The organism is Allobosea sp. UC22_33, from assembly GCF_042700715.1.
GTDB lineage: Bacteria > Pseudomonadota > Alphaproteobacteria > Rhizobiales > Beijerinckiaceae > Allobosea.
Genome location: NZ_CP170556.1, coordinates 289,351 through 314,427 on the forward strand (window position 1 = coordinate 289,351; position 25,077 = coordinate 314,427).

General features: G+C 66.5%; 19 protein-coding genes and 1 pseudogene. 13 read left to right on the forward strand and 7 right to left on the reverse strand.

Going from position 1 to position 25,077, the window contains the following annotated elements; genetic code table 11:
• Window positions 1-341: 341 nt before the first annotated feature.
• The 7 genes from ACFJGT_RS01370 to ACFJGT_RS01400 all read left to right on the forward strand — a co-directional run bounded on the left by ACFJGT_RS01370 (window position 342) and on the right by ACFJGT_RS01400 (window position 9,523).
• On the forward strand, window positions 342-1,142 hold the full coding sequence (locus tag ACFJGT_RS01370; RefSeq protein WP_377845096.1) for an SDR family oxidoreductase: 801 nt from the start codon (window positions 342-344) through the stop codon (window positions 1,140-1,142).
• Between the two features lie 62 nt (window positions 1,143-1,204).
• A complete protein-coding gene (iolG, locus tag ACFJGT_RS01375; protein WP_377845098.1) occupies window positions 1,205-2,215 on the forward strand; it encodes an inositol 2-dehydrogenase in 1,011 nt (336 codons plus the stop codon).
• A complete protein-coding gene (locus ACFJGT_RS01380) occupies window positions 2,215-2,997 on the forward strand; it encodes an inositol monophosphatase family protein (RefSeq protein WP_377845100.1) in 783 nt (260 codons plus the stop codon). Before iolG ends, ACFJGT_RS01380 begins: the two co-directional genes overlap by 1 nt.
• A gap of 91 nt (window positions 2,998-3,088) precedes the next feature.
• Window positions 3,089-4,126, forward strand: coding sequence for an ABC transporter substrate-binding protein (locus ACFJGT_RS01385; protein ID WP_377845102.1), 1,038 nt, complete (start codon window positions 3,089-3,091; stop codon window positions 4,124-4,126).
• 230 nt (window positions 4,127-4,356) lie between these two features.
• Entirely contained in the window at window positions 4,357-6,573 is a 2,217-nt protein-coding gene (locus ACFJGT_RS01390; protein WP_377845105.1) for an ABC transporter permease, read from the forward strand.
• Entirely contained in the window at window positions 6,570-7,637 is a 1,068-nt protein-coding gene (locus ACFJGT_RS01395; protein WP_377845107.1) for an ABC transporter ATP-binding protein, read from the forward strand. The genes ACFJGT_RS01390 and ACFJGT_RS01395 overlap by 4 nt, the downstream gene beginning before the upstream one ends.
• A 158-nt stretch (window positions 7,638-7,795) precedes the next feature.
• Window positions 7,796-9,523 (forward strand): Na/Pi cotransporter family protein, encoded by a 1,728-nt coding sequence (locus tag ACFJGT_RS01400; protein ID WP_377845109.1) that lies wholly within the window; start codon window positions 7,796-7,798, stop codon window positions 9,521-9,523.
• A gap of 9 nt (window positions 9,524-9,532) precedes the next feature.
• Here the strand turns inward: ACFJGT_RS01400 and ACFJGT_RS01405 are convergent, their stop codons facing one another.
• Complete coding sequence (locus tag ACFJGT_RS01405; protein ID WP_257734905.1) at window positions 9,533-9,853, reverse strand: YnfA family protein; 321 nt, start codon at window positions 9,851-9,853, stop codon at window positions 9,533-9,535.
• 185 nt (window positions 9,854-10,038) lie between these two features.
• On the opposite strand from ACFJGT_RS01405, the pseudogene ACFJGT_RS01410 reads away from it, so the two are divergent.
• Together ACFJGT_RS01410 and ACFJGT_RS01415 are read left to right on the forward strand one after the other, a co-directional pair.
• A pseudogene (locus tag ACFJGT_RS01410) lies at window positions 10,039-11,294 on the forward strand (TIGR03862 family flavoprotein).
• 52 nt (window positions 11,295-11,346) lie between these two features.
• Window positions 11,347-11,568 (forward strand): DUF2945 domain-containing protein, encoded by a 222-nt coding sequence (locus ACFJGT_RS01415; protein WP_377845112.1) that lies wholly within the window; start codon window positions 11,347-11,349, stop codon window positions 11,566-11,568.
• Window positions 11,569-11,600: 32 nt separating this feature from the next.
• Here the strand turns inward: ACFJGT_RS01415 and ACFJGT_RS01420 are convergent, their stop codons facing one another.
• Entirely contained in the window at window positions 11,601-15,089 is a 3,489-nt protein-coding gene (locus tag ACFJGT_RS01420; RefSeq protein ID WP_377845114.1) for a class I SAM-dependent DNA methyltransferase, read from the reverse strand.
• A gap of 64 nt (window positions 15,090-15,153) precedes the next feature.
• Here ACFJGT_RS01420 and uvrB point away from each other — a divergent pair, with 64 nt between their 5' ends.
• The 4 genes from uvrB (at window position 15,154) to arr (ending at window position 20,195) form a co-directional block, all read left to right on the forward strand.
• Window positions 15,154-17,853: an excinuclease ABC subunit UvrB gene (gene uvrB, locus ACFJGT_RS01425; RefSeq protein WP_377845116.1), complete on the forward strand. Its 2,700-nt coding sequence runs from the start codon at window positions 15,154-15,156 to the stop codon at window positions 17,851-17,853.
• 1,022 nt (window positions 17,854-18,875) lie between these two features.
• A complete protein-coding gene (locus ACFJGT_RS01430; protein WP_377845118.1) occupies window positions 18,876-19,100 on the forward strand; it encodes a hypothetical protein in 225 nt (74 codons plus the stop codon).
• Window positions 19,097-19,516, forward strand: coding sequence for a DUF2267 domain-containing protein (locus tag ACFJGT_RS01435; RefSeq protein ID WP_377845120.1), 420 nt, complete (start codon window positions 19,097-19,099; stop codon window positions 19,514-19,516). Before ACFJGT_RS01430 ends, ACFJGT_RS01435 begins: the two co-directional genes overlap by 4 nt.
• A 265-nt stretch (window positions 19,517-19,781) precedes the next feature.
• A complete protein-coding gene (arr, locus tag ACFJGT_RS01440; RefSeq protein WP_377845122.1) occupies window positions 19,782-20,195 on the forward strand; it encodes an NAD(+)--rifampin ADP-ribosyltransferase in 414 nt (137 codons plus the stop codon).
• A gap of 650 nt (window positions 20,196-20,845) precedes the next feature.
• Here the strand turns inward: arr and ACFJGT_RS01445 are convergent.
• The 5 genes from ACFJGT_RS01445 to ACFJGT_RS01465 form a co-directional block, all read right to left on the reverse strand.
• Window positions 20,846-21,295, reverse strand: a complete 450-nt coding sequence (locus ACFJGT_RS01445; RefSeq protein WP_248311527.1) for an NUDIX hydrolase — start codon at window positions 21,293-21,295, stop codon at window positions 20,846-20,848.
• A gap of 120 nt (window positions 21,296-21,415) precedes the next feature.
• A complete protein-coding gene (gene nhaA, locus ACFJGT_RS01450; protein ID WP_377845125.1) occupies window positions 21,416-22,612 on the reverse strand; it encodes a Na+/H+ antiporter NhaA in 1,197 nt (398 codons plus the stop codon).
• An 82-nt stretch (window positions 22,613-22,694) separates the two neighbouring features.
• On the reverse strand, window positions 22,695-23,081 hold the full coding sequence (locus ACFJGT_RS01455) for a c-type cytochrome (RefSeq protein WP_377848891.1): 387 nt from the start codon (window positions 23,079-23,081) through the stop codon (window positions 22,695-22,697).
• 124 nt (window positions 23,082-23,205) lie between these two features.
• Window positions 23,206-24,021: an alpha/beta fold hydrolase gene (locus tag ACFJGT_RS01460; RefSeq protein ID WP_377845127.1), complete on the reverse strand. Its 816-nt coding sequence runs from the start codon at window positions 24,019-24,021 to the stop codon at window positions 23,206-23,208.
• Window positions 24,022-24,317: 296 nt separating this feature from the next.
• Window positions 24,318-25,025: a GntR family transcriptional regulator gene (locus ACFJGT_RS01465; RefSeq protein WP_377845130.1), complete on the reverse strand. Its 708-nt coding sequence runs from the start codon at window positions 25,023-25,025 to the stop codon at window positions 24,318-24,320.
• Window positions 25,026-25,077: the final 52 nt, after the last annotated feature.

Here is a 25,077-nt window from a genome sequence, read left to right on the forward strand (position 1 = left end):
GCAGATGCGCGTCTGCCGCGATGCGTCGCTCCCGAAGATAGCCTCATTTGCATGAATGTGCCGGTCCGGGTCGCATTGTGGCAACTTTATGCCGCCAGCGCTGCGAAGACGACAGTTTTCTTTCCGTTGAGAACGGCGCGCCTCAAGGCCGCACATGCAGCGGCGTCATGCCCCGGCCATCCGTCCGATCTCACGATAGGCGCGCGGTCGCGTGGTACCCCATCGGTCTTCGCTGGTGCCGCGCCGCATCGTCTTGACTCGTCCGTGCCAAAAATGGAATGTTTGTTCCAACAAGCGGGAGGACTAAAAAATTCCTGCCATTCGCTTCGGGAGGCGGGTCTTTGTCGCAAGCCGGTTCGTTCAGCCGTGATCTCCACGGCAAGGTCGCCGTCGTCACCGGCGGCAGCCAGGGACTGGGCGAAGCGATCGCCCGCGAATTCGCCGGACGCGGTGCGCGGGGGCTCCTGCTGACCGGGCGCAATGCGACGCGTGGCGAGGCCGTGGCGGAAAGCCTGCGGGCGGCGGGCTGCGATGCCCGCTTCCATCAGGTCGACCTCGCCGATCTCGAGGCCGTCCGGCAGGTCGTTCCGGCGGCCGAGCAGGCCTTCGGCCATCTCGACATCCTCGTCAACGCCGCTGGCGACACCGATCGCGGCACGATCTTCGACACCTCGCCCGCGCTTTACGAGCGCATCATGGCGGTGAACCTGCGGGCGCCGTTCTTCCTGATCCAGGATGCTGCCGATCTGATGCGCCGGCAGGATATTCCCGGCGCCATCGTCAATATCCAGTCGATGTCGGCCCATGGCGGACAGCCCTTCCTCTCCGCCTACAGCGTCTCGAAGGCGGCCTTGGCCGCGCTGACGAAGAATGCGGCCTATGGGCTCTTGAAGCACCGCATCCGCGTCAACGGCCTCAATATCGGCTGGATGGCGACGCCGGGCGAGGATGCGATCATGAAGCTGCGCCATGACGCAAGGGACGGCTGGCTGGATGAGGCCAACGCCTCGCAGCCCTTCGGGCGCCTGATCGATCCGCGCGAGGTCGCCAAGGCGGTCGCTTATCTCGCTTCGGCGGAATCCGGCCTGATGACCGGTTCGAACATCGATTTCGACCAGACCATTCTGGGCGCTCATGACTAGCCCCGGATGTCCACCGCGGCGCCAGCGCCGCAAGACTGCCTGACGAGAACGCGACCACGGGAATGACGAAGGCCATGAAGATCGGATTGCTGGGCGCCGGCCGGATCGGGCGCATCCATGGACTGAACGTCGCCGCGCGCGGCGATGCCGAGCTTGTCGCCGTTACCGACGCGATGCCGGAGGCCGCTGCCTCGCTCGCCGCCGCTACCGGCGCGAAGGCCACGAGCACTGAGGCTATCCTCGCGGATGCCGCGATCGACGCCGTGCTGATCTGCACCCCGACCGACACTCATGCCGATCTGATCGAGCAGGCGGTTTCCGCCGGCAAGGCCGTGTTCTGCGAGAAGCCGGTCGATCTCGACGCGGCCCGCATCCGCCGCTGCCTCGCCACCGTCGAGAAGTCCGGCAAGCCGCTGATGATCGGCTTCAACCGCCGCTTCGACCCGAATTTCGCCGCGCTGGAGAAGCGACTGCGTGCCGGCGAGGCCGGCGCGATCGAGATCGTCACGGTGATCTCGCGCGATCCGTCGCCGCCGCCGGTCGAGTATGTGAAGCGCTCGGGCGGGCTGTTCCGCGACATGATGATCCATGATTTCGACATGGCGCGCTTCCTCCTGGCCGAGGAGCCGGTCGAGGTCTTCGCCCTCGGCTCCGCGCTGGTCGACAAGGCGATCGGCGAGGCCGGCGACGTCGACACCGCCGCCGTGGTCATGAAGACGGCCTCGGGCCGGATCGCCCAGATCTCGAATTCGCGCCGCGCCACCTATGGCTATGACCAGCGCATCGAGGTCCACGGCTCCAAGGGCATGCTGCGCGCCGGCAATATCCATGAGACGACGGTCGAGATCGCCACGGGGCAGGGCTTCCGCGCCGATCCCGTGCAGAACTTCTTCCTGGAGCGTTATGCGGCGGCCTATCGCGCCGAGCTCGACGCCTTCATCGCGGCCTGCAACGGCAGAGCCGCCGCCTCGCCGACCGGGCTCGACGGCCTGAAGGCGCAGATTCTGGCCGATGCCGCGACGCAATCCGCGCAGACCGGCAAGCCCGTCCGCGTCGATCTGGGAGCGAACTGATGACCCCGGCGGAGCGCGACCTGCGCTATTACGCGGCCCTCGGTCTCGCGACCGAGGCGAGCCATCTGGCGCTCGGCTATTTCAACAGGCGCGAGTCGCTCGGCATCACCATGAAGGGCGCGCAGGACTGGCTGACCGTCGCTGACGGCAAGGTCGAGGATTTCCTGCGTCAACGCCTCGCGGAGCTTTTCCCGAACGACACCGTCATCGGCGAGGAGGGCGGCGGCGAGGCCTCCGACGCCGTCTGGATCCTCGATCCGATCGACGGCACCGCGAATTTCGCCCATGGCGACCGCAACTGGTGCATCTCGATCGGCTTCCTCGCGAACCGCAAGCCGGAGATCGGCGTCGTGGCTGCTCCGGCCCTTAGCGAGGTCTATGCTGCGCGTCGTGGCGCCGGCGCGACGCTGAACGGCGACCCGATCAAGGTGTCCGGTGCGGCCGACATCGCCCGCGCCTCGGTCGAGCTGGGCTGGTCGACCCGCATGCCGGCGGCGAGCTATCTCAAGGTGATCGAGCGAGGCTATACGGCGGGCGCCGCGATGAAGCGCGGCGGCTCGGGCACGCTCGGCCTCTGCCATGTCGCCAATGGCGCGAGCGATGCCTATGCCGAGCTCCATATCAATGCCTGGGACGTCGCTGCCGGAATCGTCATCGCCGGCGAGGCTGGGGCCTCAATCAACGATTTCTTCGCCGGCGAAGGGATCGCGAAGGGCAACCCGATCCTGTGCTGCACGCCGGAACTGGCGCCGGTGCTGAAGGGGATCACCGGAATCGCTTAGCCAGCGTGATATTCAATTGATCTTTCGGCGAAGTCATCACAGCTTCGTCGCAAGCGACAAAACAACAAAAGATCCGATGAGGGAGGTTCACATGCAGTCGAAATCCTGGCTCAAGGCGGGGCTCTTCGCCGCGCTTGCCACCGCGGCCTTCGCCGCGACCCCGGCCCGCGCTCAAGGGGCGCTCGTCATGTATTGCGGCGTCCAGGAGGAATGGTGCCGCGCCATGTCGGGCGCCTTCGAGAAGGAGACCGGCATCAAGGTCGCGATGACCCGCAAGTCGGCGGGCGAGATCTATGCCCAGCTCAAGGCCGAATCCTCCAATCCGCGCGGCGATGTCTGGTGGGGCGGCACCGGCGACCCGCATCTGCAGGCGGCGGAAGAGGGACTGACCCAGGAGTATGAATCGCCGAAGAACAAGGAGCTGCATCCCTGGGCGCTCGACCAGTGGAAGGCGGCCAAGCAGCGCTCGGTCGGCATCTATGCCGGCGCGCTCGGCTTCGGCTTCAACACCGACCAGATCAAGGCGAAGGGCATTCCCGAGCCGAAATGCTGGGCCGACCTGCTCAATGCCAGGCTGAAGGACGACGTCCAGGTCGCCGATCCCAACTCCTCCGGCACGGCCTATAACCTGCTGGCGACGGTGATCCAGCTGATGGGCGAGGACAAGGGCTTCGAGTATCTCAAGGCCCTGCACAAGAACATCAGCCAATACACCAAGTCGGGCGCCGCGCCCGCCAAGGCCGCGAGCCTCGGCGAAACCGCTGTCGGCATCGTCTTCATCCATGACGCAGTGGTCTTCGCCGTGCAGGGCGATCCGATCAAGCCGGTCGCGCCCTGCGAGGGCACAGGCTACGAGATCGGCTCGATGTCGATCGTCAAGGGCGCGCGCAATCTCGACAACGCCAAGAAGTTCTACGACTGGGCCCTGACCCCGGCCGCGCAGGCGCTCGCCGCCCCCGCGAAGTCCTATCAGGTGCCGTCGAACAAGGCCTCGCCGGTGCCGGCGCAGTCGCCGAAGATGGATCAGATGAAGCTGATCAACTACGACTTCGTGAAATACGGCTCCTCGGCCGAGCGCAACCGCTTGCTCGCCAAGTGGGACAAGGAAGTCAAGGCGCTGCCGAAGTAAGGCTGCGCGAACGCGGCGTGTTTTCGGACAACCTCGGAAACACGCCGTCATCCCGGGCTTGACCCGGGATCCATGCCTAACCTCCGCCGGATGCGCTCCGGCATGGATCCCGGATCTCCGCTTCGCTGCGTCCGGGATGACGCTGGAGGTTCGGGTGCAAGACAAGGGCTGGGCCGTGAAAGCCGGAGCAACCGGTTCGGGCCAACAGGAAATGTGAGGGCAGGGCAACCATGGCGCCAGCGACGAGACTCGTGCTGCTGATCGGCTGGCTCGGCTATGCGCTGATGCCCTGGTATCTCGTCGAGGGCATGAGCCTGACGAACTGGGCCTGGCTCGCCGACTATCCGTTCGGCAAGGCCGGTAGCGCTCTGGCGCTCTCGCTGTCCGGCCAGACGCCCTGGCTCCTGCCGGTCGGCGTCGCACTTGCGGCGGCGACGCTGTTCTGGGGCAGTGCCGATCGCCAGCGTACGGCGGCCGTGCTGCTCTGGGCCGGCCTTCTCGGCATGGTCCTGTTCTTCGCCCAGGCCTTCTCGATCGTCCTGAAGGACCAGGGCATTTCCTGGCTCGCCGCTCTGCTCGGCGGCGCCGGGGCTGCCCAGCGCGGCATCGGCGGCGGTGCCTTCCTGACGCTGCTGTCGCTCCTCTTCCTGCTCTGCCATGGCCTCGCCTATCGCGGCGTCTGCCGTGGCGACCTCTTCACCACATCGACGATCGGCCTCGTCGTCCTGCTGATCGGCATCTTCATCTTCTTCCCGGTCGCGATCATCCTGAAGAGCGCGCTGGTCGACCAGAATGGCGCCTTCGCGCCGGCTGCCTTCATGGCGCGCTTCCTCGATTCCTCGATCTGGGGGCTGGGTTGCCTCAGCGCCAACGTCAATTGCGGCGTCGCCTGGAACACGCTGGTCCTCGCCGTGCTCTGCGGCGTCATCACCACCCTGCTCGGCCTCGCCTGCGCGCTGCTGATCCTGCGCACGGGCATGCCCGGCAAGCGCGTGATGCGCGCCCTGACCGTGCTGCCGATCATCACCCCGCCCTTCGTCATCGGCCTCGCGCTGATCCTGCTCTTCGGCCGCGCCGGCGCGGTCTCGACCCTGCTCTACGAATGGTTCGACATCCCGCGCTCGCGCTGGCTTTACGGCCTGCCGGGCGTGCTGCTGGCGCAGGTGCTGGCCTTCGCGCCGATCGCTTTCCTCGTGCTGATCGGCGTCGTGCAGGGCATTTCGCCGAGCCTTGAGGAAGCCTCGCAGACGCTGGGCGCCAAGCGCTGGCAGACCTTCCGCACCGTGACCTGGCCGCTGCTCCGGCCCGGCATCGCCAACGCCTTCCTGCTCGGCTTCGTCGAAAGCATGGCCGATTTCGGCAATCCGCTGGTGCTCGGCGGCAATTTCGAGGTGCTCTCGACCAAGATCTTCTTCGCAGTGGTCGGCGCATCCTACAATCAGGGGCAGGCGGCGGTGCTCGCCATCGTGCTGCTCGCCTTCACGCTCGGCGCCTTCTGGGTGCAGCAGCGCTGGCTCGGCGACAAGTCCTACACGACCGTCACCGGCAAGGGCGATGCCGGCCTGCCGACGCCGCTGCCGCGCCGCATCACCTGGCTTTCAGCCGCCGTGATCGTGCCCTGGGTCGCGCTGACCGTGGTGATCTACATCGTCATCCTGGTCGGCGGCTTCGTCCGCAACATGGGGCGCGATTTCACGCCGACGCTCCAGCACTATCTCACCGGCTTCGCCATCGACTTCAGCAACGGCATCTATTTCCAGGGCTCGGCCTGGCCGTCCTTCTTCACCACAGTGAAGGTCGCGGCGATCTCGGCTCCGCTGACGGCGGTGATCGGCCTGCTCACCGCTTATCTGCTGACGCGCCAGCGCTTCAGCGGCCGGGCCGGGCTGGAATTCGCGACGATGCTCTCCTTCGCCATTCCCGGCACGGTGCTCGGCGTCGCCTATATCCTCGCCTTCAACGTGCCGCCGATCGAGATCACCGGTACCGGGCTGATCCTCATCATCGCCTTCGTCTTCCGCAACATGCCGGTCGGCGTGCGCTCCGGCATCGCCGGCCTGTCGCAGATCGACAAGAGCCTGGACGAGGCCTCGACGACGCTGCGCGCCCGCAGCTTCACAACGCTCTGGCGCGTCGTGCTGCCGCTGCTGAAGCCGGCGCTGGTCTCGGCGCTGGTTTATTCCTTCGTGCGCTCGATGACGGCGGTCAGCGCCGTGATCTTCCTGGTCTCGGCCGAGTACAACCTCTCCACCGCCTATATCGTCGGGCGCGTCGAGGCCGGCGAATTCGGCCTCGCCATCGCCTATTCCTCGGTCCTGATCGTCTTCATGGCGCTCGGCATCGCGCTCATCCAGTTCCTCGTCGGCGAGCGCAAGCTTGGCCGCCGCAAGGTCGTCGCGCTCTCCAGCTCGGTGTCCAACCCCATCAGTCAGGGAGCAGCAAGTTGACGAAGGCCGGGCCCGCATCCGTCGAATTCCGCAACGTCTCCATGCGCTACGGCGCGGTGACCGCGGTCGACAACATCAACTTCACCATCGAGGCCGGCAAGCTGGTGACCCTGCTCGGCCCCTCCGGTTGCGGCAAGACCACGACCTTGCGCATGATCGCCGGCCTCGAGATCGCCAGCGACGGCCAGATCCTGATCGGCGGCAAGGACGTCACCAAGCTCTCGGCCGCCGACCGCGACGTCTCCATGGTGTTCCAGTCCTACGCGCTCTTTCCGCATATGAGCGTGCTCGACAATGCCGCCTATGGCCCGACCGTGAAGGGCCTCGGCAAGGAGCAGTCGAAGCAGATGGCGCTGGAGAAGCTGGCGCTGGTCGGCCTCAAGGGCTTCGAGAACCGCTATCCCTCCGAACTCTCGGGCGGCCAGCAGCAGCGTGTCGCGGTCGCGCGCGCGCTCGTGCTGGAGCCGCAGGTGCTGCTCTTCGATGAGCCGCTCTCCAATCTCGACGCCAAGCTGCGCCGCCGCGTCCGCGAGGAAATCCGCGAGTTGCAGCAGGACCTCAACCTGACCGTGGCCTATGTCACCCATGATCAGGAGGAGGCGCTGGCCGTCTCCGACCGCATCATCGTGATGTCGAACGCCCGGATCGCGCAGGAAGGCGCGCCGCGCGACCTCTACGAGCAGCCCTCGAACGCCTTCGTGGCCGATTTCATCGGCGATGCCAATCTGGTCGACGTCACAGTGAAGGCGGTCGCGGACGGCCGCGCGGAGGTCGCGATCGGTTCCGCCACGGTCAGCCTGCCGGCGCGCAGTCTCGGTGCCGGCCCGGCCAAGGTCGCGATCCGGCCGGAGGCGCTGCTGCTCGGCGATCCCGGCCAGGGCGGCTCGCTGCCCGGCACGATCCGAAAATGCGCCTATCTCGGCAACCACCTGGACATCATGGTCGAGACCGAGGTCGGCGAACTCTTCGTCGTCCAATATGGCGGGCGCGAGATGCTGGAGCCGGGTACTGCGGTCTCGGTTTCCTTCGCGAACAAGGGCGTGACGCTGATTCCGCCGGCTTGAGCGCCCCGGAATCCGACATTTATCCACCGCTCCGCAAGGCTTGAGGGCGCTGCCCAATTATCAGCACTTTCACCGCGTATTTCTGTTGAGTTGGCTAATCAAAAATTGATAGATTTGGCCGAAGATGAAGCCCTGAATCGGGGAAAGACCGCACGAAAATGGCCACCGGCGAGAGCGCTACCACCATCCTGATCCATCTTGTCGGCGGCGTCGCGCTGCTGATCTGGGCGGTCAGGCTGGTGCGAACCGGCGCGATGCGCGCCTTCGGCTCCCAGCTCAGGCAGGCTCTGCAGAGTTTCACGCGCAATCGCTTCGCCGCTTTCGGCAGTGGCGTCGCCGTGACCATGGTGCTGCAAAGCTCGACGGCGACGACGCTGCTGGTCTCCTCCTTCGCCGGTCAGGCCCTGATCGTGCCGGCTATGGCGCTCGCCGTCCTGCTCGGCGCCAATCTCGGCACGTCGCTTGCGGCCTTCGTCATCTCGATGGATCTCGGCTGGCTCTGGGGGCTCTGCGTCGCCATCGGCGTCGCCATGTATCTCTCCAGCGAGGCGATGGAGCGCCCCCGCAATATCGGCCGCGTGCTGGTCGGCATCGGCCTGATCCTGCTCTCGCTGATCGAACTCAACATGGCGGCAGCCCCGCTGGCGCAGTCGCCGACCTTCCGCGTCGTGCTGGCCGCGATGGGCTCGGAGCCGCTGCTCGGCATCCTCGCCGCCATCGCCGCGACCTGGCTCGTGCATTCCAGCATTGCGATCATCCTGCTCGTCGCGACCTTTGCGGCGTCGGGCCTTTTTCCGCCCGCGACGGCGCTGACCCTGGTCATCGGCGCTAATCTCGGCAATGCCGTGATCCCGGTGCTCGACCAGCTCGGCGCGCCAGCCGCCCAGCGCCGCGCCGCCGTCGGCAACCTGCTGACGCGCCTGATCCTGGCGCTAGCCGTGCTGCCCTTTGTCGGCCCGCTCTCGACCTGGCTTATCGGCTTCTCCTCGTCGCAGGCCCGGCTCGCCATCGAATTCCACGTCGTGCTAAACGTCGTCGGCGCGCTGGTCTTCCTGCCCTTCGTCGGGCCGATTTCGGCGCTGGTCGAGCGCTTCATGCCCGGCAAGGAAGACAAGGCGGAAGCCGTGACGCCGCGCTATCTCGATCCGAACGCGCTCGACAGCCCGACCGAGGCGCTCGCCGGCGCGATGCGCGAGGCGCTGCGCCTCGGCGACCGCGTCGAGGGCATGCTGCGCGACACCATGACCCTGCTGGAGAAGGACGAGCTCAAGCTCTCGCGTGCCATCGCCCAGGCCGATGACGGCGTCGACACGATCCACGAGTCGATCAAGCTCTATCTGGTCAAGGTCTCCCGCAACGAGCTCTCCGAGGAGGAGAGCCGGCGCCTGTTCGAGATCATCACCCTGATCACCAATCTCGAGCATATCGGCGACATCATCGACAAGAACCTGCGCGAGCTCGCCGAGAAGAAGATCCGCAAGCGCTTCTCCTTCTCGCCGGAGGGGCTGGCCGAAATCCGCGATTTCCACCACCGCGTCGCCTCCGCGCTGGCACTGGCGCTCAACGTCTTCGCGACGCGCGATCTCGTGCTCGCCCGCCAGCTCTTCGCCGACAAGGCGGCGATGCGCGATGCCGAGCGGCGCGCCACCGACAGCCATTTCCAGCGCCTGCGCTCGGGCCGGCCGGAATCGATCGAGACCAGCGCGATCCATCTCGACATCATCCGCGACTTGAAGCGCATCCACGGCCACATCGTCTCGATCGCTTACCCGATCCTGGAGACCGCCAACGAGTTGCGCGAGAGCCGCCTGCGCGAGACGAAGGCCGCCGCCGCGCAGCGCGAGACGCCGTCCGTGCTCATCCCCGCCGCCCATTCGGGCGGGTGATCCCGGCCTTCAGCGCGGCGCCGCCAGGATGATCGCGGCGCCCACAAGGCAGATGGCGCCGCCGGTCAGGTCCCAGCGATCGGGCCGGATGCCCTCGACAGCCCAGAGCCAGCCGAGCGAGGCGGCAATATAGACCCCGCCATAGGCGGCGAAGGCGCGCCCGGCCGCGGCGCTCTCGACCAGCGTCAGGAGCCAGGCGAACAGCCCGAGCGAGACGAGCCCCGGCAGCAGCCACCAGATCGGCTTGCCGAGCCTGAGCCAGCCCCAGAAAGCAAAGCAGCCGGCGATCTCGAAGAGCGCGGCGCCGATATAGGCGGCGATGGTCGGCATGAAACGATGTCCGCTGCGGGGCTTTTCGAGGTGAGGGCGCCAGTCTAAAGCGGTAAGCCTTCGAACGGAAACACGCCGTCACCCCGGGCCGGCCGCGTCAGCGGCGCCGATCCGGGATCCATGCCGGAGCGCTTCCGTTAAAGGTTCAGGCATGGATCCCGGGTCTTCGCTGCGCTGCGCCCGGGATGACGCGCCCAGATGGGAACAGGGCTGCGGTGGAAAAGCCGATACGCAATATCGCCATCATCGGCGCAGGCCCCGCCGGCCTGATCGCCGCCGAGCGGCTGGCTGGCGCCGGGCATAGCGTTACGCTCTACGAGCGCATGGCCTCGCCGGCCCGCAAGTTCCTGCTCGCTGGACGCGGCGGCCTGAATCTGACGCATTCCGAGCCTTTCGACAGCTTTCTCGCGCGCTATCGAGAGGCGAGCGGTTGGCTCGAACCGGCCCTGCGTGCCTTCCCGCCGCAGGTCCTGCGCGATTGGGCCGACGGGCTCGGCGCCGATACCTTCATCGGCTCCAGCGGCCGCGTCTTCCCCGCGCGATGAAGGCCTCGCCGCTGCTGCGCGCCTGGCTCGGCCGGCTCGATGGGCTGGGCGTGTGGCTGGCCTCGGGCCGGCTCTGGACCGGCTGGGATGCCGACGGTGCACTGACATTTCGCCTCGCGAGCGGTGAATCCGAACTTGTTCGCCCGGATGCGGCCCTGCTGGCGCTTGGCGGCGCGAGTTGGCCGCGCCTTGGCTCGGATGGCGGCTGGGCGCCGTTGCTGGCGGCGCGTGGCGTCGCGATCTCGCCGCTGCGGCCGGCGAATGGTGGCTTCACGGTCGCCTGGTCGCCGCAGATGAAGGAGCGCTTTGCCGGCCAGCCCTTGAAGCGCATCGTCATCCGGTGCGCGGGCGAAATGGCGGCTGGCGAGGCAATGATCGATGCCGACGGTATCGAAGGCGGCGCGATCTATGCGCTGTCGGCGCCGATCCGGGAGGCGATCGCGCGTGATGGCAGCGCCACGCTCCAGATCGACCTGCGTCCCGATCTCGCGGTCCTGGAATTGGCTGCCCGCCTCGCAAAGCGTCGCAAGGGCGAGACGCTGAGCAACCATCTGCGCAAAGCGGCAGGCCTTGCTCCGGTCGCGATCGCCCTGCTGCGGGACGCCGCCGGCGCCGCGCTCCCCGACGAGCCGAGCGCGCTCGCGACCCTGATCAAGGCAGCGTCGCTGCGGCTTGATGCGCCCATGCCGATCGCCCGCGCCATCTCCACCGCCGGCGGCATCGCGGCGGATGAGTGCGATGGCGGATTCATGCTGAAGCGCCTGCCCGGCGTCTTCGCGGCGGGCGAGATGCTGGACTGGGAGGCGCCGACCGGCGGCTACCTGCTGCAAGCCAGTTTCGCAACGGGCGTGGCCGCCGCCGCCGGCATCGATGCCTGGCTCGCCGAGCGAGCGTGAACCGATCTCGCTCTGCCGCGTTAGCCCGCCGGAGCATTGAACGAAGGGCCGAATGGTAGAGCCGCTGAAGCCCGGAACAGATGTGACATGGCGCTGGGGCGCGCATCGCGCTCACGGCCGCGTCGAGCAGGTCTTTACCAAGCCAGTCAGCCGCACGATCAAGGGAACCCGCGTCCGCCGCAATGCGTCCGAGGAAAAACCCGCCTATCTCGTGACGCAAGCCAAGGGCGGATACGCACTCAAATCTCATTCCGAGCTGGAGCGTCTGCAATAATCCAGATCGGCCGAGGCTCTATCTGAAACGGCTCATCCTGTGCCGGTCAGGCGCCGCGCGAAATGCCGCCCACCGTCGAGCGTGGAAATTTCGCCGACGCGCGCCAGCGAGATCAGGATGTCGCGGATCGCCCGCTCCACCCTGAGGCCTTGGCGAAACTGTCCCGCGATGGCCGCTGCATCGATCGGCGCCGGCATCCCCGCCAGCGTCGCGAGCACGGCCGCGACGCGTCCCACGGCATCGGTCGGGAAAGCCGGCTTGCTTGCTGCTCCCGTGACGGGTACCGGCAAGGCCGCCTCGATCTGCTCGCCCATGCGGCCGGGCGCGCCGAAGCGCGGGCGCTGATAGTCCGGCCGGAGCCAGCGCACCATGCCTTGTGCTTCCTCGTGGGCGCGCTGCCGATTGAGGGCGACGAGCCTGGCCAAAATCTCCTCCTCGGCCAGGTCCGCCGGCCAGCCATAGGCGCCGGCCACGGCGGCATCGATCGCCTCGTGATGTTCGTCGAGGATCATGACGAGGCCACGGTCGCGGATATCCTCTTCGGCGGCCTTCAGCGCGTAGCCGGCGAGGAGAGCCTCGCGCACATTGTAGAGCTTTGTCAGGGTCAGGTCGGGATGATCAGCGAGAACCTGCTTGCGCAGGGCATCGAGCGCCTCCGCGGGGCGGCGGATGGCCTCTTTCTGCTGCTCGGTCGCATCGGGGAAGGGGAAGGGGTCGAAGCAGCGGGACTTGGAGTAGCGGGGCCTATCTTCGAGGGTTGCGCCCTGTGCCAGACACCAGGTGGCATGGACGCGAGACGACAACACGCCGAGATGGAAGGCGTCCGATATGCCTACTGCAACCAGCATGTTGTCGGGCAAAATGGATGCGTCGAGGAATTGGAAGACGCGGTGCTTGGCCGTCTCTGCTGTGGCGAGGTAACGCTGCAATCCAGCCGTAAAGCCACGCATCTCGGTATTCCGGCGCCCAAAGAGCCACCAGTTCTCCCGCCGGTAGGTTTCATTGTTTTTGTCGCGCTCCGGTTTTACGCGGAGAAGCAGGTGCTGATAAACCTCGGGAAAGCGCGACCTGACCTCTTCGCTGCTGAGGCCGTCGAAATCGATGACGAGAACACCGCGAGGTCTTGAGGTCAGGTCGCGGCCGTTTCGGTAGTGCCGGATATGCTGGTTCAGATCGGGGCGGCGAGATAGACCAAGAGCTTCAGCTTCGTTTGGTTTGAGGATGAAGCCTGCTCCATGCAGCTTCACACCTGGGGAACACAGCCCGTCATTGCTCCGCAAGGGCGCCGTCTGCGTCATGTCGGTGCCGATGGTCAGGTCGGAATTGATCCGCCCTTCTCTGGCGCCGAGCTCAATCTGCGGCTGGTCGCTGTCGAGCCCGGTTTCGGACAGGACCGTGCAGAGCTTGCCGTCGTGATGGCCGGCCTGCGCGACCGTCATCGCGATCCGGACGGCGGCGGTGTCCCGCCCGGCCTTCGTCCAGGGATGGTCGGGAATCGCCATGATGATCGAAAGCGGCCGCTTGCCTGTGAGATGCCGTTCGATCGTCCGGCGCTGGAAGAGCTGGGTAATCGAGTTCGTGGTGACGAAGCCGAAGCGGCGCAGTTGTGTGCCCGGTTGGGTCAGCAATTCGGCTGCGTGGTCCCACCAGTACATCACCAGATCGGCGCTCTCGTTCATCTGCGGATGCACCGCCCGGAGCGCTTCGGCATAGACGTTTCCCAAGCGGGCCCGCAGATCCTTGCCGCCGATGAAGGGCGGGTTGCCGACGATGAACTCGGCTTCGGGCCAATCCGGCCGGTGCGGGTTCGGCAGGGACTCGTGGCCATCGCGCCAATCCGGGATCGGCCAGCCGTCCCAGCTCAGCACCGCATCCTGCTTGTAGATATGATCGAGCTTTTCGAGGATCGGCTCGCGCGGCGCGTGTGGGCGGGTTCGGAAATGCCATTGCAGATGGCCGATCCAGAGGACGAGATCGGCGATGGCCACCGCCCTGCGATTGGTCTCCATGCCCAGGAACTGGTGCGGCCCCACCTGATGGGCGGCGAAGCCGGAGAGCTCTTCGTTGCGGCCGAGCTCGCCGGCGGCATCCAACACCTCGCCCTCCAGCTTTTTCATCAGCTCTTGCGAGACGTGAAGAAAATTGCCCGTCCCACACGCCGGATCGAGAATCCGCGTGGTGCAGAGGGCTTCGCGAAAACCCTCGACCAATGCCAGCGCCTTGCGCGCGTCCCCGCCATCGCGGGCCTGCTGCGCGGCGCCGAGAACCGCGCGCCAGTCCTCGCGCAGCGGCCCGATCACGGTCTCGACCACCAGCCGCTCGACATAGGCGCGCGGCGTGTAGTGGGCGCCGAGACGGGCGCGCTCCTGCGGATCGAGCGCCTGTTCCAGCAGGGTTCCGAAGATCGCGGGCTCGACCTCCTTCCAGTCATGTTCTGCCGCCGCCAGCAACTCGCCGATCTCCTCGCGCCCGAGCGGAAAGACCTGCGCATCCTCGTAGAGCTTGCCGTTGAAGCGCTTCATCCGCTCGCGAACGGAGGTGGAATAGGCCCCCTTGTCCATCGCCTGCCACAGCTCGGAAACCAGCGGCAGGAAGGAATCCGGCGCGTCGCGGCATTCGCGCAGCAGGGCCTTGAAGGCATTCTTGCGGATCAGCCCGACATCCTCGGCGAACATCGTGAAAAGGCAGCGCATCAGGAAGAGGGCCACCTCCTCGGGGTCGTGCTCGCGCTCCAGCACCCGGGAGACGGCGGCGAGCCGCTCGGCGATGGCGCGGGTCACGCGGGCGGCATGGCGGGCGGGATCGAGCGAGAGCGGCTCGCTCCAGATCGTCGCGAGGCGTCGGCGCAGGGTCGCATCGCGCAGATCGTCGAGATAGACGCGGTAGCTCTGCCGGTCCGGGAACTGGACGTAGTTCTTACCCTGCCCGGTGAAGTCGGCGTAGAACTCGAAGCAATGCCCTACATCGCAGACGATCAGGAAGGGCGGCCAGCCATGGCTCGCCGGCAGCGCCTTGGCATAGTCCTCCGCCTGGCGCCTCGCATTGAGCATCAGCACGTCCCAGGCGCGATCGGCCCCGCGCCGGCCCCGCGGTCCGGCCGGCTCCGCGAAGGACAGGGCGCCCTGCGCCGGCAGGACCTCCTTGGCCTGTCCCTTCAGGCGGCTCTGCTTGGCTTCGAGGACGAAGGCGCCCTTGCGGTAGAGATCGATGCGCCCGGTGCTGGAGCCGCCCTGCCCATCGGCAAAGCGCACGGGATACTCGAAGCGATAGGTCACGGCATCGGAATCGCTGGTCGGCGGCTGCGGCGGCTCGACGCCGATCAGCCGGCAGAACTCGCTGAGGAACTGCGCATAGGCGGCCCGTTCCGCCCCTTCCGAAATGCGCCAGCGGGCGATGAAGGCCTCGACCGCCGCCGCCTCGGCCTCGGACCCGCCCCCCGACATGGTCCATCTCCATAGGTTGTTATAATCAGATAAATGCAATCTAAGATTGCATTGAGTCCCCCTGTCAACTCCTGTCACCAATCATGCCCGGAGAGCGCCGCGCCCTCTCGCATCGCAGCGCGTTCCGCCCCATATTGCGGCCATGCCGAAAAGCTCCGACACCACCGCGACCAGGCCCAAGGCGGCGAAGAAGCCCTCTTCGGCCCGCACGCCGAATTCCAAGGCGACAAAGCCCGAGCTGAAGCCGCTCGAAGGCTATCTCGCCGATCTCTTGAACCCCGCGATCAACCGCGGCACGGCGGTGCCGGGCGGCGCGTCCGGCTTCAGCGACAGGCCGCAGGCCGGCTACGAGGCGAAGCCGAGCTATGCCACGGAACGACCGGGCGGCGAGGAGAGGCCCAAGCGCAAGCTGACGAAGAAGGCCGATTCCGCCTTCATCGGCGCCGAAGGCGCGGCCGCCGCGACGGCCAGCTCGCTTCAGCACCTGCTGGAGACCGGCAGCCCCTTCATCCAGCCCGGCAAGCCCTGGACGCCGCACCGGCCGGAGCGCCCCGAGAAATCGGAAGGCGGCATCGCCTTCACGATGAAGTCGGAGTTCTCCCCCTCGGGCGACCAGCCGACCGCGATCGCCGATCTCGTCGACGGCATCCGCCGGCAGGAGCGCGACCAGGTGCTGCTCGGCGTCACCGGCTCGGGCAAGACCTTCACCATGGCCAAGGTGATCGAGGAGACGCAGCGCCCGGCGCTGATCCTCGCGCCGAACAAGACGCTGGCCGCGCAGCTCTATGGCGAGTTCAAGAGCTTCTTCCCCGACAACGCGGTCGAGTACTTCGTCTCCTATTACGACTATTACCAGCCGGAGGCCTACGTCCCGCGCTCGGACACCTATATCGAGAAGGAATCCTCGATCAACGAGCAGATCGACCGCATGCGCCATTCGGCGACGCGCTCCCTGCTCGAGCGCGACGACGTGATCATCGTCGCCTCGGTCTCCTGCATCTACGGTATCGGCTCGGTCGAGACCTATACGGCGATGACCTTCTCGGTGAAGCTCGGTGAGCGCATCGAGCAGCGCCAGCTCATCGCCGATCTCGTCGCGCTCCAGTACAAGCGCACCCAGCATGACTTCGCCCGCGGCACGTTTCGCGTGAGAGGGGACGTGATCGAGCTCTATCCGGCGCACTATGAGGACCGGGCCTGGCGCATCGGCCTGTTCGGCGACGAGGTCGAGAGCATCAGCGAGTTCGACCCGCTGACCGGCCAGAAGACCGGCGAGCTCGAATTCATCAAGGTCTACGGCAATTCGCACTACACCACGCCGCGCCCGACGCTGAACCAGGCGGTGAAGTCGATCAAGGAGGAGCTGAAAGCCCGCCTCGACGAACTCAACCGCATGGGCCGCTTCCTGGAGGCACAGCGGCTCGACCAGCGCTGCACCTTCGACATCGAGATGATCGAGGCCACCGGCTCCTGCAACGGCATCGAGAACTATTCGCGCTATCTCACCGGCCGCAAGCCGGGCGAGCCGCCGCCGACTTTGTTCGAGTACCTGCCCGATAACGCCCTGGTCTTCACCGACGAGAGCCATGTCAGCGTGCCGCAGATCGGCGGCATGTACCGGGGCGACTTCCGCCGCAAGGCGACGCTGGCCGAATACGGCTTCCGCCTGCCTTCCTGCATGGACAACCGGCCGCTGCGCTTCGAGGAATGGGACGCGATGCGGCCCCAGTCGGTGCATGTCTCGGCCACGCCCGGCGGCTGGGAGATGGAGCAGACCGGCGGCGTCTTCACCGAGCAGGTCATCCGCCCGACAGGTTTGATCGACCCGCCGGTCGAGATCCGGCCCGCCAAGCACCAGGTCGCGGACCTGCTGGACGAGGTCAAGGAGGTCACCGAGAAGGGCTATCGCACCCTCGTCACCGTGCTGACCAAGCGCATGGCTGAGGACCTGACCGAATACCTGCACGAGAACGGCGTGCGCGTGCGCTACATGCACTCGGACATCGACACCATCGAGCGCATCGAGATCCTGCGCGATCTCCGTCTCGGCACCTTCGACGTGCTGGTCGGCATCAACCTGCTGCGCGAGGGCCTCGACATCCCCGAATGCGGCTTCGTCGCCATTCTCGACGCGGACAAGGAGGGCTTCCTGCGCTCCGAGACCTCGCTGATCCAGACGATCGGCCGCGCCGCCCGAAACGTCGACGGCAAGGTCATCCTCTATGCCGACCACGTCACCGGCTCGATGGAGCGGGCGCTGGCCGAGACCAACCGCCGCCGCGAGAAGCAGCTCGCCTACAATGCCGAGCACGGCATCACGCCGCAGACGATCAAGCGCGCCATCGGCGACATCCTCGGCTCGGTCTACGAGCGCGACCATGTCACGGTCGACAAGGGGCTGGTGGCGCCGGCCTCGGGCCACAACCTCAAGGCCGCGATCGCCGATCTCGAGAAGCGCATGCGCGAGGCCGCGGCCGATCTCGAATTCGAGACGGCGGCCCGCCTGCGCGACGAGATCAAGCGCCTGCAGGCGACGGAGCTGGCGATCTCGGACGATCCGCTCGCCCGCCAGGGCGATGTCGAGGCCTCCGCCGGCAAGTACAAGGGCGAGCGCAGCTACGGCTCCAGCGCCAACCTGCCGCCGACCCGCGCCCGGAAACCCACGGATGCGGATATGGGTCCGCATAATCTCGGCGGCGGCGAGGGCAAGCCGAAAGCCGGCGAGAAGCCGAACCCGCTGCTCACGGGCACCTCGCGGGTGCGGAAGCCGACCCTGGACGAGATGGGACCGGTGCCGGAATCGCGGCCGAAGGGGGCGGCGGAGAGACGGCGGCGGAGATAAATCCGTCCACCTTCACACTGATCGCGCCGTTATGCCGAGATTCCTAGGAAAGTTTCATTCAGTGAGAACAAATTGAGAACAGGAATCGATCCATTCGGATCCTCTTCCCTTCCTTGTCGCCCCGACTCTCGCAAGAATGGCGTGTCAGCGGTGCTGCAGACCCCTGTCTGCAGCCGAGCCTAATGTCGCTGCACGATATCCGAAATGTGTGTAGAATGGCGAGGTTGAATGGATAAAGAAACCGCCGGAGATTTCTCCCCGGCGGCTAAGCAGTGCGGCTATTCCCCTATTTTAGCGGGGGAAGGTCCGAAAATGGCTGCAGACATTCTCCATGCGGCCAAAGCGAATACGGATATACGACCGAACAAACACCATGCAGGACTCCTCCTTTCCGGAGCCTTGCACCGCGAGCCATAGTCCTATATAAACGCGACGCGAATACGGGCGGACCACGCCCTTCCATCAGGACTCCTAATCGTTTCGATGGAACCCGCGAAACCCGGCCCGGCATGGTGTTCGAGACCATGTTCGGGCCGGACTCGTTTCACGAGCCGGTAACTCTCATTCCATACCGTGCTGTCGGAATTCATTCAAGCCGTGAAATGCCATTCCGTGATGGTTTTTTTTCTGCTATGAACAGAATTGAACAAGCGGGGAACAAAGAATGACGGATGCGGCTGTTCAGAATGCCGAGAAAGCTCGGGACGACCTCGCTGCCAAGGTGAATGCTGCCTTGGCTCAGGTTGAGGAGTGGAAGCGCGAAATTGCGCGCATAGATCAGTTTGTGGCCGACTGGCACAGGTTCGCAGGGACCTCGAAAAGGGGTTGAGCCTCGTGTTCTGCCGAAGCCTGTTGGGGCTGGGCGTTCGACCAAGAACTCCAGCAAGGAAGATGTTGCCCGCGTCACACGGGAAATCATAGCTGTAACGGGAGCGCCCGTTCTCCGCCCTGTTCTGTTGAACATGCTTAGGGAAAGGGGCTTGATAATCGAAGGAGCGGAGCCGGAGACGGTCCTGAGCACAATGCTCTGGCGTATGCGTGATGCCGCAAAGATCGTGCACTTGAAGAACGTCGGCTATTGGACCGCTGAGGCGCGCTGGCCACCGGCGCACTATATTCCTAACGAGAAAGCGGAACCGAAAGAAAATGATCCGCTTTCCAGTGATCGTCGCGAGCGAGAACTGGATGATATGACGGCTAAGCTTGAGGAGGCGCTGAAACGCCCATTTGCGCCTTATAAGGCATGACCGTCCCCTCCACCTTCGTCCACGCCTCGCGCGATTTCGAGCGCTTCCTGCTCGATGCGCGCGATGAGCTTGGGCTCGGCACCACGCATCAGAGCTATGCGGCGGTGCTGGCCGTGCTCGTCACCTTCCGGGCGCGATTGACGCCGGCGGAAGGCGTGGCCTTCGCGAACGCCCTGCCGCCGCTGCTCGGCGCCATGTTTCTGCAGGGCTGGGACACAGCGCAGCCGACAAAGCCCTTCGCCGACCGCGCAGCATTGACGCCGGAGGCGATCGGCCATCGCCACGACCATACGCTCCTGCCCGAAACCGGCATCGCCGATGTCGCCCGCGCCCTGCGCCGGCATGTCGAGGCGCAAGCCTTCGAGCGCGCGCTGCACAAGCTGCCGCCGGGCGCGCGGGCGTTCTGGGCGGTCTGACACCGTGAGCCCTCATCCTGAGGAGCTGCGAAGCAGCGTCTCGAAGGATGCTCCAGCGAGCGCGGAAGCCCGCCCATCCTTCGAGATGCCATTCCCAAGCGAATGGATCCTCGCGGTGAGGGCTGAGCGGATGTCGGGATTGTCGGGGGAATGCAGGGTACCGTTCCCTGCCATGATCATTGTCTAACCCGAGCCGGGGCTTGCGGCAAGCCGGGGTCCCTGGTCCATGAAGGCTGCCCCCGATTCACCGCAAGGGAGCAAGCCGATGCCGACCACCGACACCACCCAGCCCGAGCGCCTCTACCATGGCACCCGCGCCGATCTGAAACCCGGAGACCTGATCGCTGTCGGCCATGAATCCAACTTCCGGGAGGGCAAGCCGCTCTCGTGGGTCTATTGCTCGGGCACGCTCGATGCCGCGATCTGGGGCGCCGAACTCGCCCGCGGCGAGGGGCGGCAGCGCATCTACATCGTCGAGCCGACCGGCGCGATCGTCGACGATCCCAACCTGACCGACAAGAAATTCCCCGGCAATCCGACGCGCTCCTACCGCTCGCAACAGCCGCTGCGGGTCGTCGGCGAGGTGACGGCTTGGGAGGGCCATCCGCCCGAGGTGCTGCGCCGGATGAAGGAGAATGTCGCACGGCTCGCGGCGGAGGGCGCGGAGATCATCGACTGAGCCGGCCGGCGCCCTTTGTCATTCCGCGGCGGCCGCAGGCCGAACCCGGAACCCACGACCGGGTGAGAGGTCGGCCATGGGGACGGCGTAGTGCTTGATCGTGGGTTCCGGGTTCTCGCTGCGTGAGCCCCGGAATGACAGAAGGCACGGCATCCCGAAAATTTATCCCCGCCCGTGCAACCCGCCCCTATCCTCGGCCCACCTCACCCTGAGGGGCGGCCGTCCGGAGGCATGTCGTATGGCGGGGTGAGGGCGGCGCCTGCGGCCGGGTTTGCACCCCGGACTCGGGAGGCTGCGGGGCACCGCCCTGGGCGTACTACGGCGCCTGTGCGAGGAGCTCGCTGGAAGGTTCGGGGCGTCCAGGCCTCGGCGACGAACGGATGACGAGGCGAAGAGCCGAGCTGATCCGCAAGGCGCCGGTACCGAAGGACCCCGCACCGTATAAGCGCGGCCCGTGGCTTTAAAATCGCCGGCAAGCGGAGCGCCACGGGGCGTGCGGATGGTGGCTCAATCCATCCGCGCCGCATCCTGGCTCAACGGAAGCGGCTTGGATCACCCGCGCCTCGCGGCGCTCCGCTCGCCCCTCGACATGCAAACGCCCGCGCGATGGCGCGGGCGGCGAAGACGCTTGTCGGGAAGTGGCCGCCCGCTCAGGCCGCGACGGCGACCCGCGTGTCGAGCTTGCGGATCGCGGTGCTGAGCTCGGGCTCGTCGACGATGTCGGCGGCGTCGGCCAGCTTGAACCAGTGCAGGTCGCGCTGGTGCTGCTCGGCCCAGCTATCGAGCTGCCGCTCGACCTGGAGCAGGTAGAGCTTGACCTCGCAGAGCGCGAAATGGTCGCTCATCCGCTTCCAGTAGGTATAGCGCCCGGCCGGCTTCTCGCTGACGCGGCCGACGACGCCGGCCTCCTCATAGGCCTCGCGCGCGGCGGCGTCGCGGTCCTTCAGCCCCTTCATCGGCCAGCCCTTGGGCACGATCCAGCGGCGCGTGGTGCGCGACGTGACGAGCAGAATCTCGGTCGAGCCGTCGGCGGCGTGGCGGATCGGCATGGCGGCGATCTGCGACCGCTTCTCTCCCGGTTTCCGCTTGGCCTTCTTCATCGACGCTGAACGTCCTTTCTCGGCCGCACATTCGTTCTGTTTCGAATCACAGATGTTCGCCGGAGCGAATAAATATTGCATTGATCCGGAAAAATGGAAGAGGCGTTCCGCAGAATCGCATCAGTCTTTCGCGTCGCGCATGCCTTCGGGCTTGGCGAGCCTCAGCAACAGCCAGCCGCAGACGCCCGCTAGCAGCGATCCCGCGAGCACGCCGATCTTGGTCTGGTCCTGCAAGGCGGCGGAGTCGGGGAAGGCGAGCAGCCCGATGAACAGGCTCATCGTGAAGCCGATGCCGCAGAGCAGGGCGATGCCGTAGAACTGCGCCCAGGAGGCACGGGCCGGCAGATCGGCAAGCCCGGCGCGGATCGCCAGCCAGCCGAAGCCGAAGACGCCGATCTGCTTGCCGAGGAAGAGCCCGAGCATGATGCCGAGTGGCACGGCCTGACTGAGCGTCGCCAGTCCAAGACCCGCGAAGGAGACGCCGGCATTGGCGAAGCCGAAGATCGGGATGATCAGGAAGGCGACATAGGGGTGCAGGCCGTGCTCCAGCCGGTGCAGCGGCGAGACGGTGCTGTCGGGCTTCGCGGGCGAGGGCGTGAGCGGAATGGTCAGCGCCAGCGCGACGCCGGCCAGCGTCGCATGCACGCCGGATTTCAGGGTGAAGTACCAGAGCGCCGCGCCGAGCAGGAGATAGGGGAGAAGCCTGACCACGCCGAGCCGGTTCAGCGCGACGAGTGCGGCGAGCGTGGCAGCCGCGAGCCCGAGATGCAGGCCGGAGAGATCGGCCGTGTAGAAGATCGCGATGATGATGACCGCGCCGAGATCGTCGAGGATCGCCAGCGCCGTCAGGAACACCTTGAGCGAGGCCGGCACGCGCGAGCCTAGGAGCGAGAGCACGCCGAGCGCGAAGGCGATGTCGGTCGCGGCGGGGATCGCCCAGCCGCGCAAGGTCTCGGGCGAGCCGAGATTGAAGCCGACATAGACCAGAGCGGGCGCGATCATGCCTCCGAGCGCGGCGAAGCCGGGCAGCACGCGGCGGCTCCAGCTCGACAGCTGGCCGTCCAGCATCTCGCGCTTGATCTCGAGGCCGACGAGCAGGAAGAACACCGCCATCAGCGCGTCGTTGATCCAGTGTAGGACCGACAGCCCGAGCACGTAGCTCTTCAGCACGCTGAAATAGAGCGGCGCCGCCGGCGAGTTGGCGACAACGAGGGCGAGCGCCGCGACGACCATCAGGACGATGCCGCCCGCCGCCTCGCTGTGCAGGAAGTCCCGCAGGGCGGAAAGGGGTTTCGTCCGGGTCGCGGGGGCGGCCATCAAGCTCTCCTTCGTCGATCAGACGCGGAGAGATACGACAGGTGGCCGCCAATGACCAAGTTTGCCGATGCCGCAGGCGGCCTCAGGACTTCTTGCCGTCCTTGTCGAACTGCTTGAGGAAGGCGGTCAGGTCCTTGATCTCCTTCTCGCTCTTGATGCCGACGAAGATCATCTTGGTGCCGGGGATCTTGGCCTTCGGGTCTTTGATGTAGTCGGCGAAGGTCGCCTCGTCCCAGGTCAGGCCGGAATTCTTGTTGGCTGCCGAGTAGCTGTAGCCTTCGACGGCGCCGGAATGCCGGCCGAACAATCCGTTGAGCTCCGGGCCGACAAGGTTGCGCGCGCCCTCGCCGACCTGATGGCAGGCCCGGCATTTGGCGAAGGAGCGCTCGCCGGCCGCGATGTCCTGCGCCGTGGCAGGCTGGGCAAGGAGCGGAAGCAGGAGAACAAGGCCGGAGAGAATGGCTCGCATGATCACGTCTTTCGACTTGGAGGCATTCTTGTTTACGCCCGAGTCGCGCGGCGGCGGCATGAGCCATTTCGCCGCGCGTCGTCCTGTCTGCTCGGCCCATCGGGCCGGACTGGCCTGCCCGGGCTCAGAGCTCGCCGATCCACTCCGCCACGGTCGCGGTGAAGGCATCCGGCCGCGAAATCGGGAAGAGATGCCCGCCGGTTTCCATGATCGCCCGGCGGCAGCCGGGCAGGGCGGCCGCGAGCTCTTCCTGATGGTAGACGGGCACGACCATGTCGTCGCGGGTGCCGAGGACGAGAACCGGCATCATCAGCGAGTCGATATCGGCGGTGCCGTCGAAGGCGAGCAGCGCGTCGAGGCGTTCGCGCGTCACCGTCCGGGCATGTTCGCTGACGGGGGCTGCCTCGATCGCGGCGTCGTAGACATGCCAGTTCGCTTCGATCCAGCGCGGCTGATAGCCGCTCAGCACGGAGGTGGCGGCATAGGCATGGGGGTCGCAGGCCAGGATGGCCCGCCGCGCGCCGAAGACGGCGTTCAGGTAGCGGCCGGACTTGAGCCAGCTCGCGCTCAGGATCAGGCCGTCGAGCCGGCCGGGCGCCTGCTTGGCGATGGCCTGCGCGATGCAGCCGCCGGTGGAGTGGCCAAGCACCACGGCCCGTGAGATGCCGGCCGCGTCGAGGACGGCGAGGCTGTCCTGCGCCAGCAACTCGATGGTACAGGGCGCCTCGCCGCGCGTGCTGGCGCCGATGCCGCGCTGGTCGAAGCGGATGACCTGGAAGGAGCGCGAGAGCGTCGCGGCGATCTCGCTCCAGAAGGCGGCGCTGCCGCTGAGCCCGCTGACGAGCAGCAGCGGCTGGCCGTGGCCTTCCTTGAAGGCGTGCAACGTTGCGCCGTCCGGCGTCTCGATCTTGAAATCGACGATATCGGTGGTGGCCGTCATGCGTCACCTCGCGGATGGCGATGCCGAATGCTGCGCTGCCGGCGCATGATTCCGTCCATGGCCCCATCCTCCCTGGAATAGTGGGTCGCCCGCCCTGATCGCTCGGTCTTGATTGGCCGATGGGATCGCTTCGTGTCAGGATGGCGCATCGATCCCGCCCCCGCCATGGCTTGAGCGCAGGGGGCGCAATGTTCTTGACGCAGATCAAATAGACCAAAGACTAATTGGCCTGCGTCTGATGCATATCCTTGTGCGCGATGCGGCGGGCTGCCGGGATGTCGCCAGGCTCTGTCACCTCAGGACGGGTTCAGGCCCTCGCTGAGAGCGTAGGGCGCGAGCACGTCGCGAATGTCACGCTCGATGCGCGGTGTCAGCAGCGCGCGGGTGACCACGGCCCGCAGGTGATGGTCCATCAGGTCGGCGGCGCGGGCGGCATCGCCGGCGCGGAGTGCGTCGATCAGCTGGCGATGCTCGGAGACGGCGCATTCGGTCGAGTGCGGGCGCCCGTAGATCGCCAGGATCAGCGAACAGCGCGACGACGCCTCCTGGACATAGCGCAGCAGCAGCGCGTTGCCGGTCATCTTCGCGAGCTTGATGTGGAACTCGCCGGAGAGACGGATCGATTCCGGGCCGTCCTGCTCATGCGCCTTCTCCTCCTGGCGGACATGGGCTTCCAGCTCCGCGATCTGGGCGGCGGTGATGCGGCCGGCCAGGCTTTCGGCCACGAGCCGTTCGAGGCCGCGGCGGACCTCGAACACGTCGCGGGCCTCTTCCAGCGTCGGATAGGCCACCGAAGCGCCGCGATTGGGCTTGAGCTCGACGAGGCCCTCGACGGCGAGGCGCCCGAAGGCTTCGCGCACCAGGGTGCGGCTGACGCCGAGCTGCTCGCCGATCGAATCCTCCGGCAGCTTCATGCCGGGCTTCAGCGCCTGCTCGATGATCGCCCGGCGCAGTGCCCGATAGACGGATTCGGCGCGCAGAACCGGGGCTCGCTTCTCGGCCATCGTGGCTTTCCCTCGTGCAGGAACGGTCTTGTCCGGGGGTGTCAATGTCACG

What these genes read in the sequence shown, in the direction of transcription:
- iolG (WP_377845098.1), top strand. Translation starts at nt 1,205, where the DNA reads ATGACGAAGGCCATGAAGATCGGATTGCTGGGCGCCGGCCGGATCGGG.
- ACFJGT_RS01380 (WP_377845100.1), top strand. Translation starts at nt 2,215, where the DNA reads ATGACCCCGGCGGAGCGCGACCTGCGCTATTACGCGGCCCTCGGTCTC.
- ACFJGT_RS01385 (WP_377845102.1), top strand. Translation starts at nt 3,089, where the DNA reads ATGCAGTCGAAATCCTGGCTCAAGGCGGGGCTCTTCGCCGCGCTTGCC.
- ACFJGT_RS01390 (WP_377845105.1), top strand. Translation starts at nt 4,357, where the DNA reads ATGGCGCCAGCGACGAGACTCGTGCTGCTGATCGGCTGGCTCGGCTAT.
- ACFJGT_RS01400 (WP_377845109.1), top strand. Translation starts at nt 7,796, where the DNA reads ATGGCCACCGGCGAGAGCGCTACCACCATCCTGATCCATCTTGTCGGC.
- ACFJGT_RS01405 (WP_257734905.1), bottom strand. Translation starts at nt 9,853, where the DNA reads ATGCCGACCATCGCCGCCTATATCGGCGCCGCGCTCTTCGAGATCGCC.
- ACFJGT_RS01415 (WP_377845112.1), top strand. Translation starts at nt 11,347, where the DNA reads ATGGTAGAGCCGCTGAAGCCCGGAACAGATGTGACATGGCGCTGGGGC.
- uvrB (WP_377845116.1), top strand. Translation starts at nt 15,154, where the DNA reads ATGCCGAAAAGCTCCGACACCACCGCGACCAGGCCCAAGGCGGCGAAG.
- ACFJGT_RS01430 (WP_377845118.1), top strand. Translation starts at nt 18,876, where the DNA reads ATGCTCTGGCGTATGCGTGATGCCGCAAAGATCGTGCACTTGAAGAAC.
- ACFJGT_RS01435 (WP_377845120.1), top strand. Translation starts at nt 19,097, where the DNA reads ATGACCGTCCCCTCCACCTTCGTCCACGCCTCGCGCGATTTCGAGCGC.
- arr (WP_377845122.1), top strand. Translation starts at nt 19,782, where the DNA reads ATGCCGACCACCGACACCACCCAGCCCGAGCGCCTCTACCATGGCACC.
- ACFJGT_RS01445 (WP_248311527.1), bottom strand. Translation starts at nt 21,295, where the DNA reads ATGAAGAAGGCCAAGCGGAAACCGGGAGAGAAGCGGTCGCAGATCGCC.
- nhaA (WP_377845125.1), bottom strand. Translation starts at nt 22,612, where the DNA reads ATGGCCGCCCCCGCGACCCGGACGAAACCCCTTTCCGCCCTGCGGGAC.
- ACFJGT_RS01455 (WP_377848891.1), bottom strand. Translation starts at nt 23,081, where the DNA reads ATGCGAGCCATTCTCTCCGGCCTTGTTCTCCTGCTTCCGCTCCTTGCC.
- ACFJGT_RS01460 (WP_377845127.1), bottom strand. Translation starts at nt 24,021, where the DNA reads ATGACGGCCACCACCGATATCGTCGATTTCAAGATCGAGACGCCGGAC.
- ACFJGT_RS01465 (WP_377845130.1), bottom strand. Translation starts at nt 25,025, where the DNA reads ATGGCCGAGAAGCGAGCCCCGGTTCTGCGCGCCGAATCCGTCTATCGG.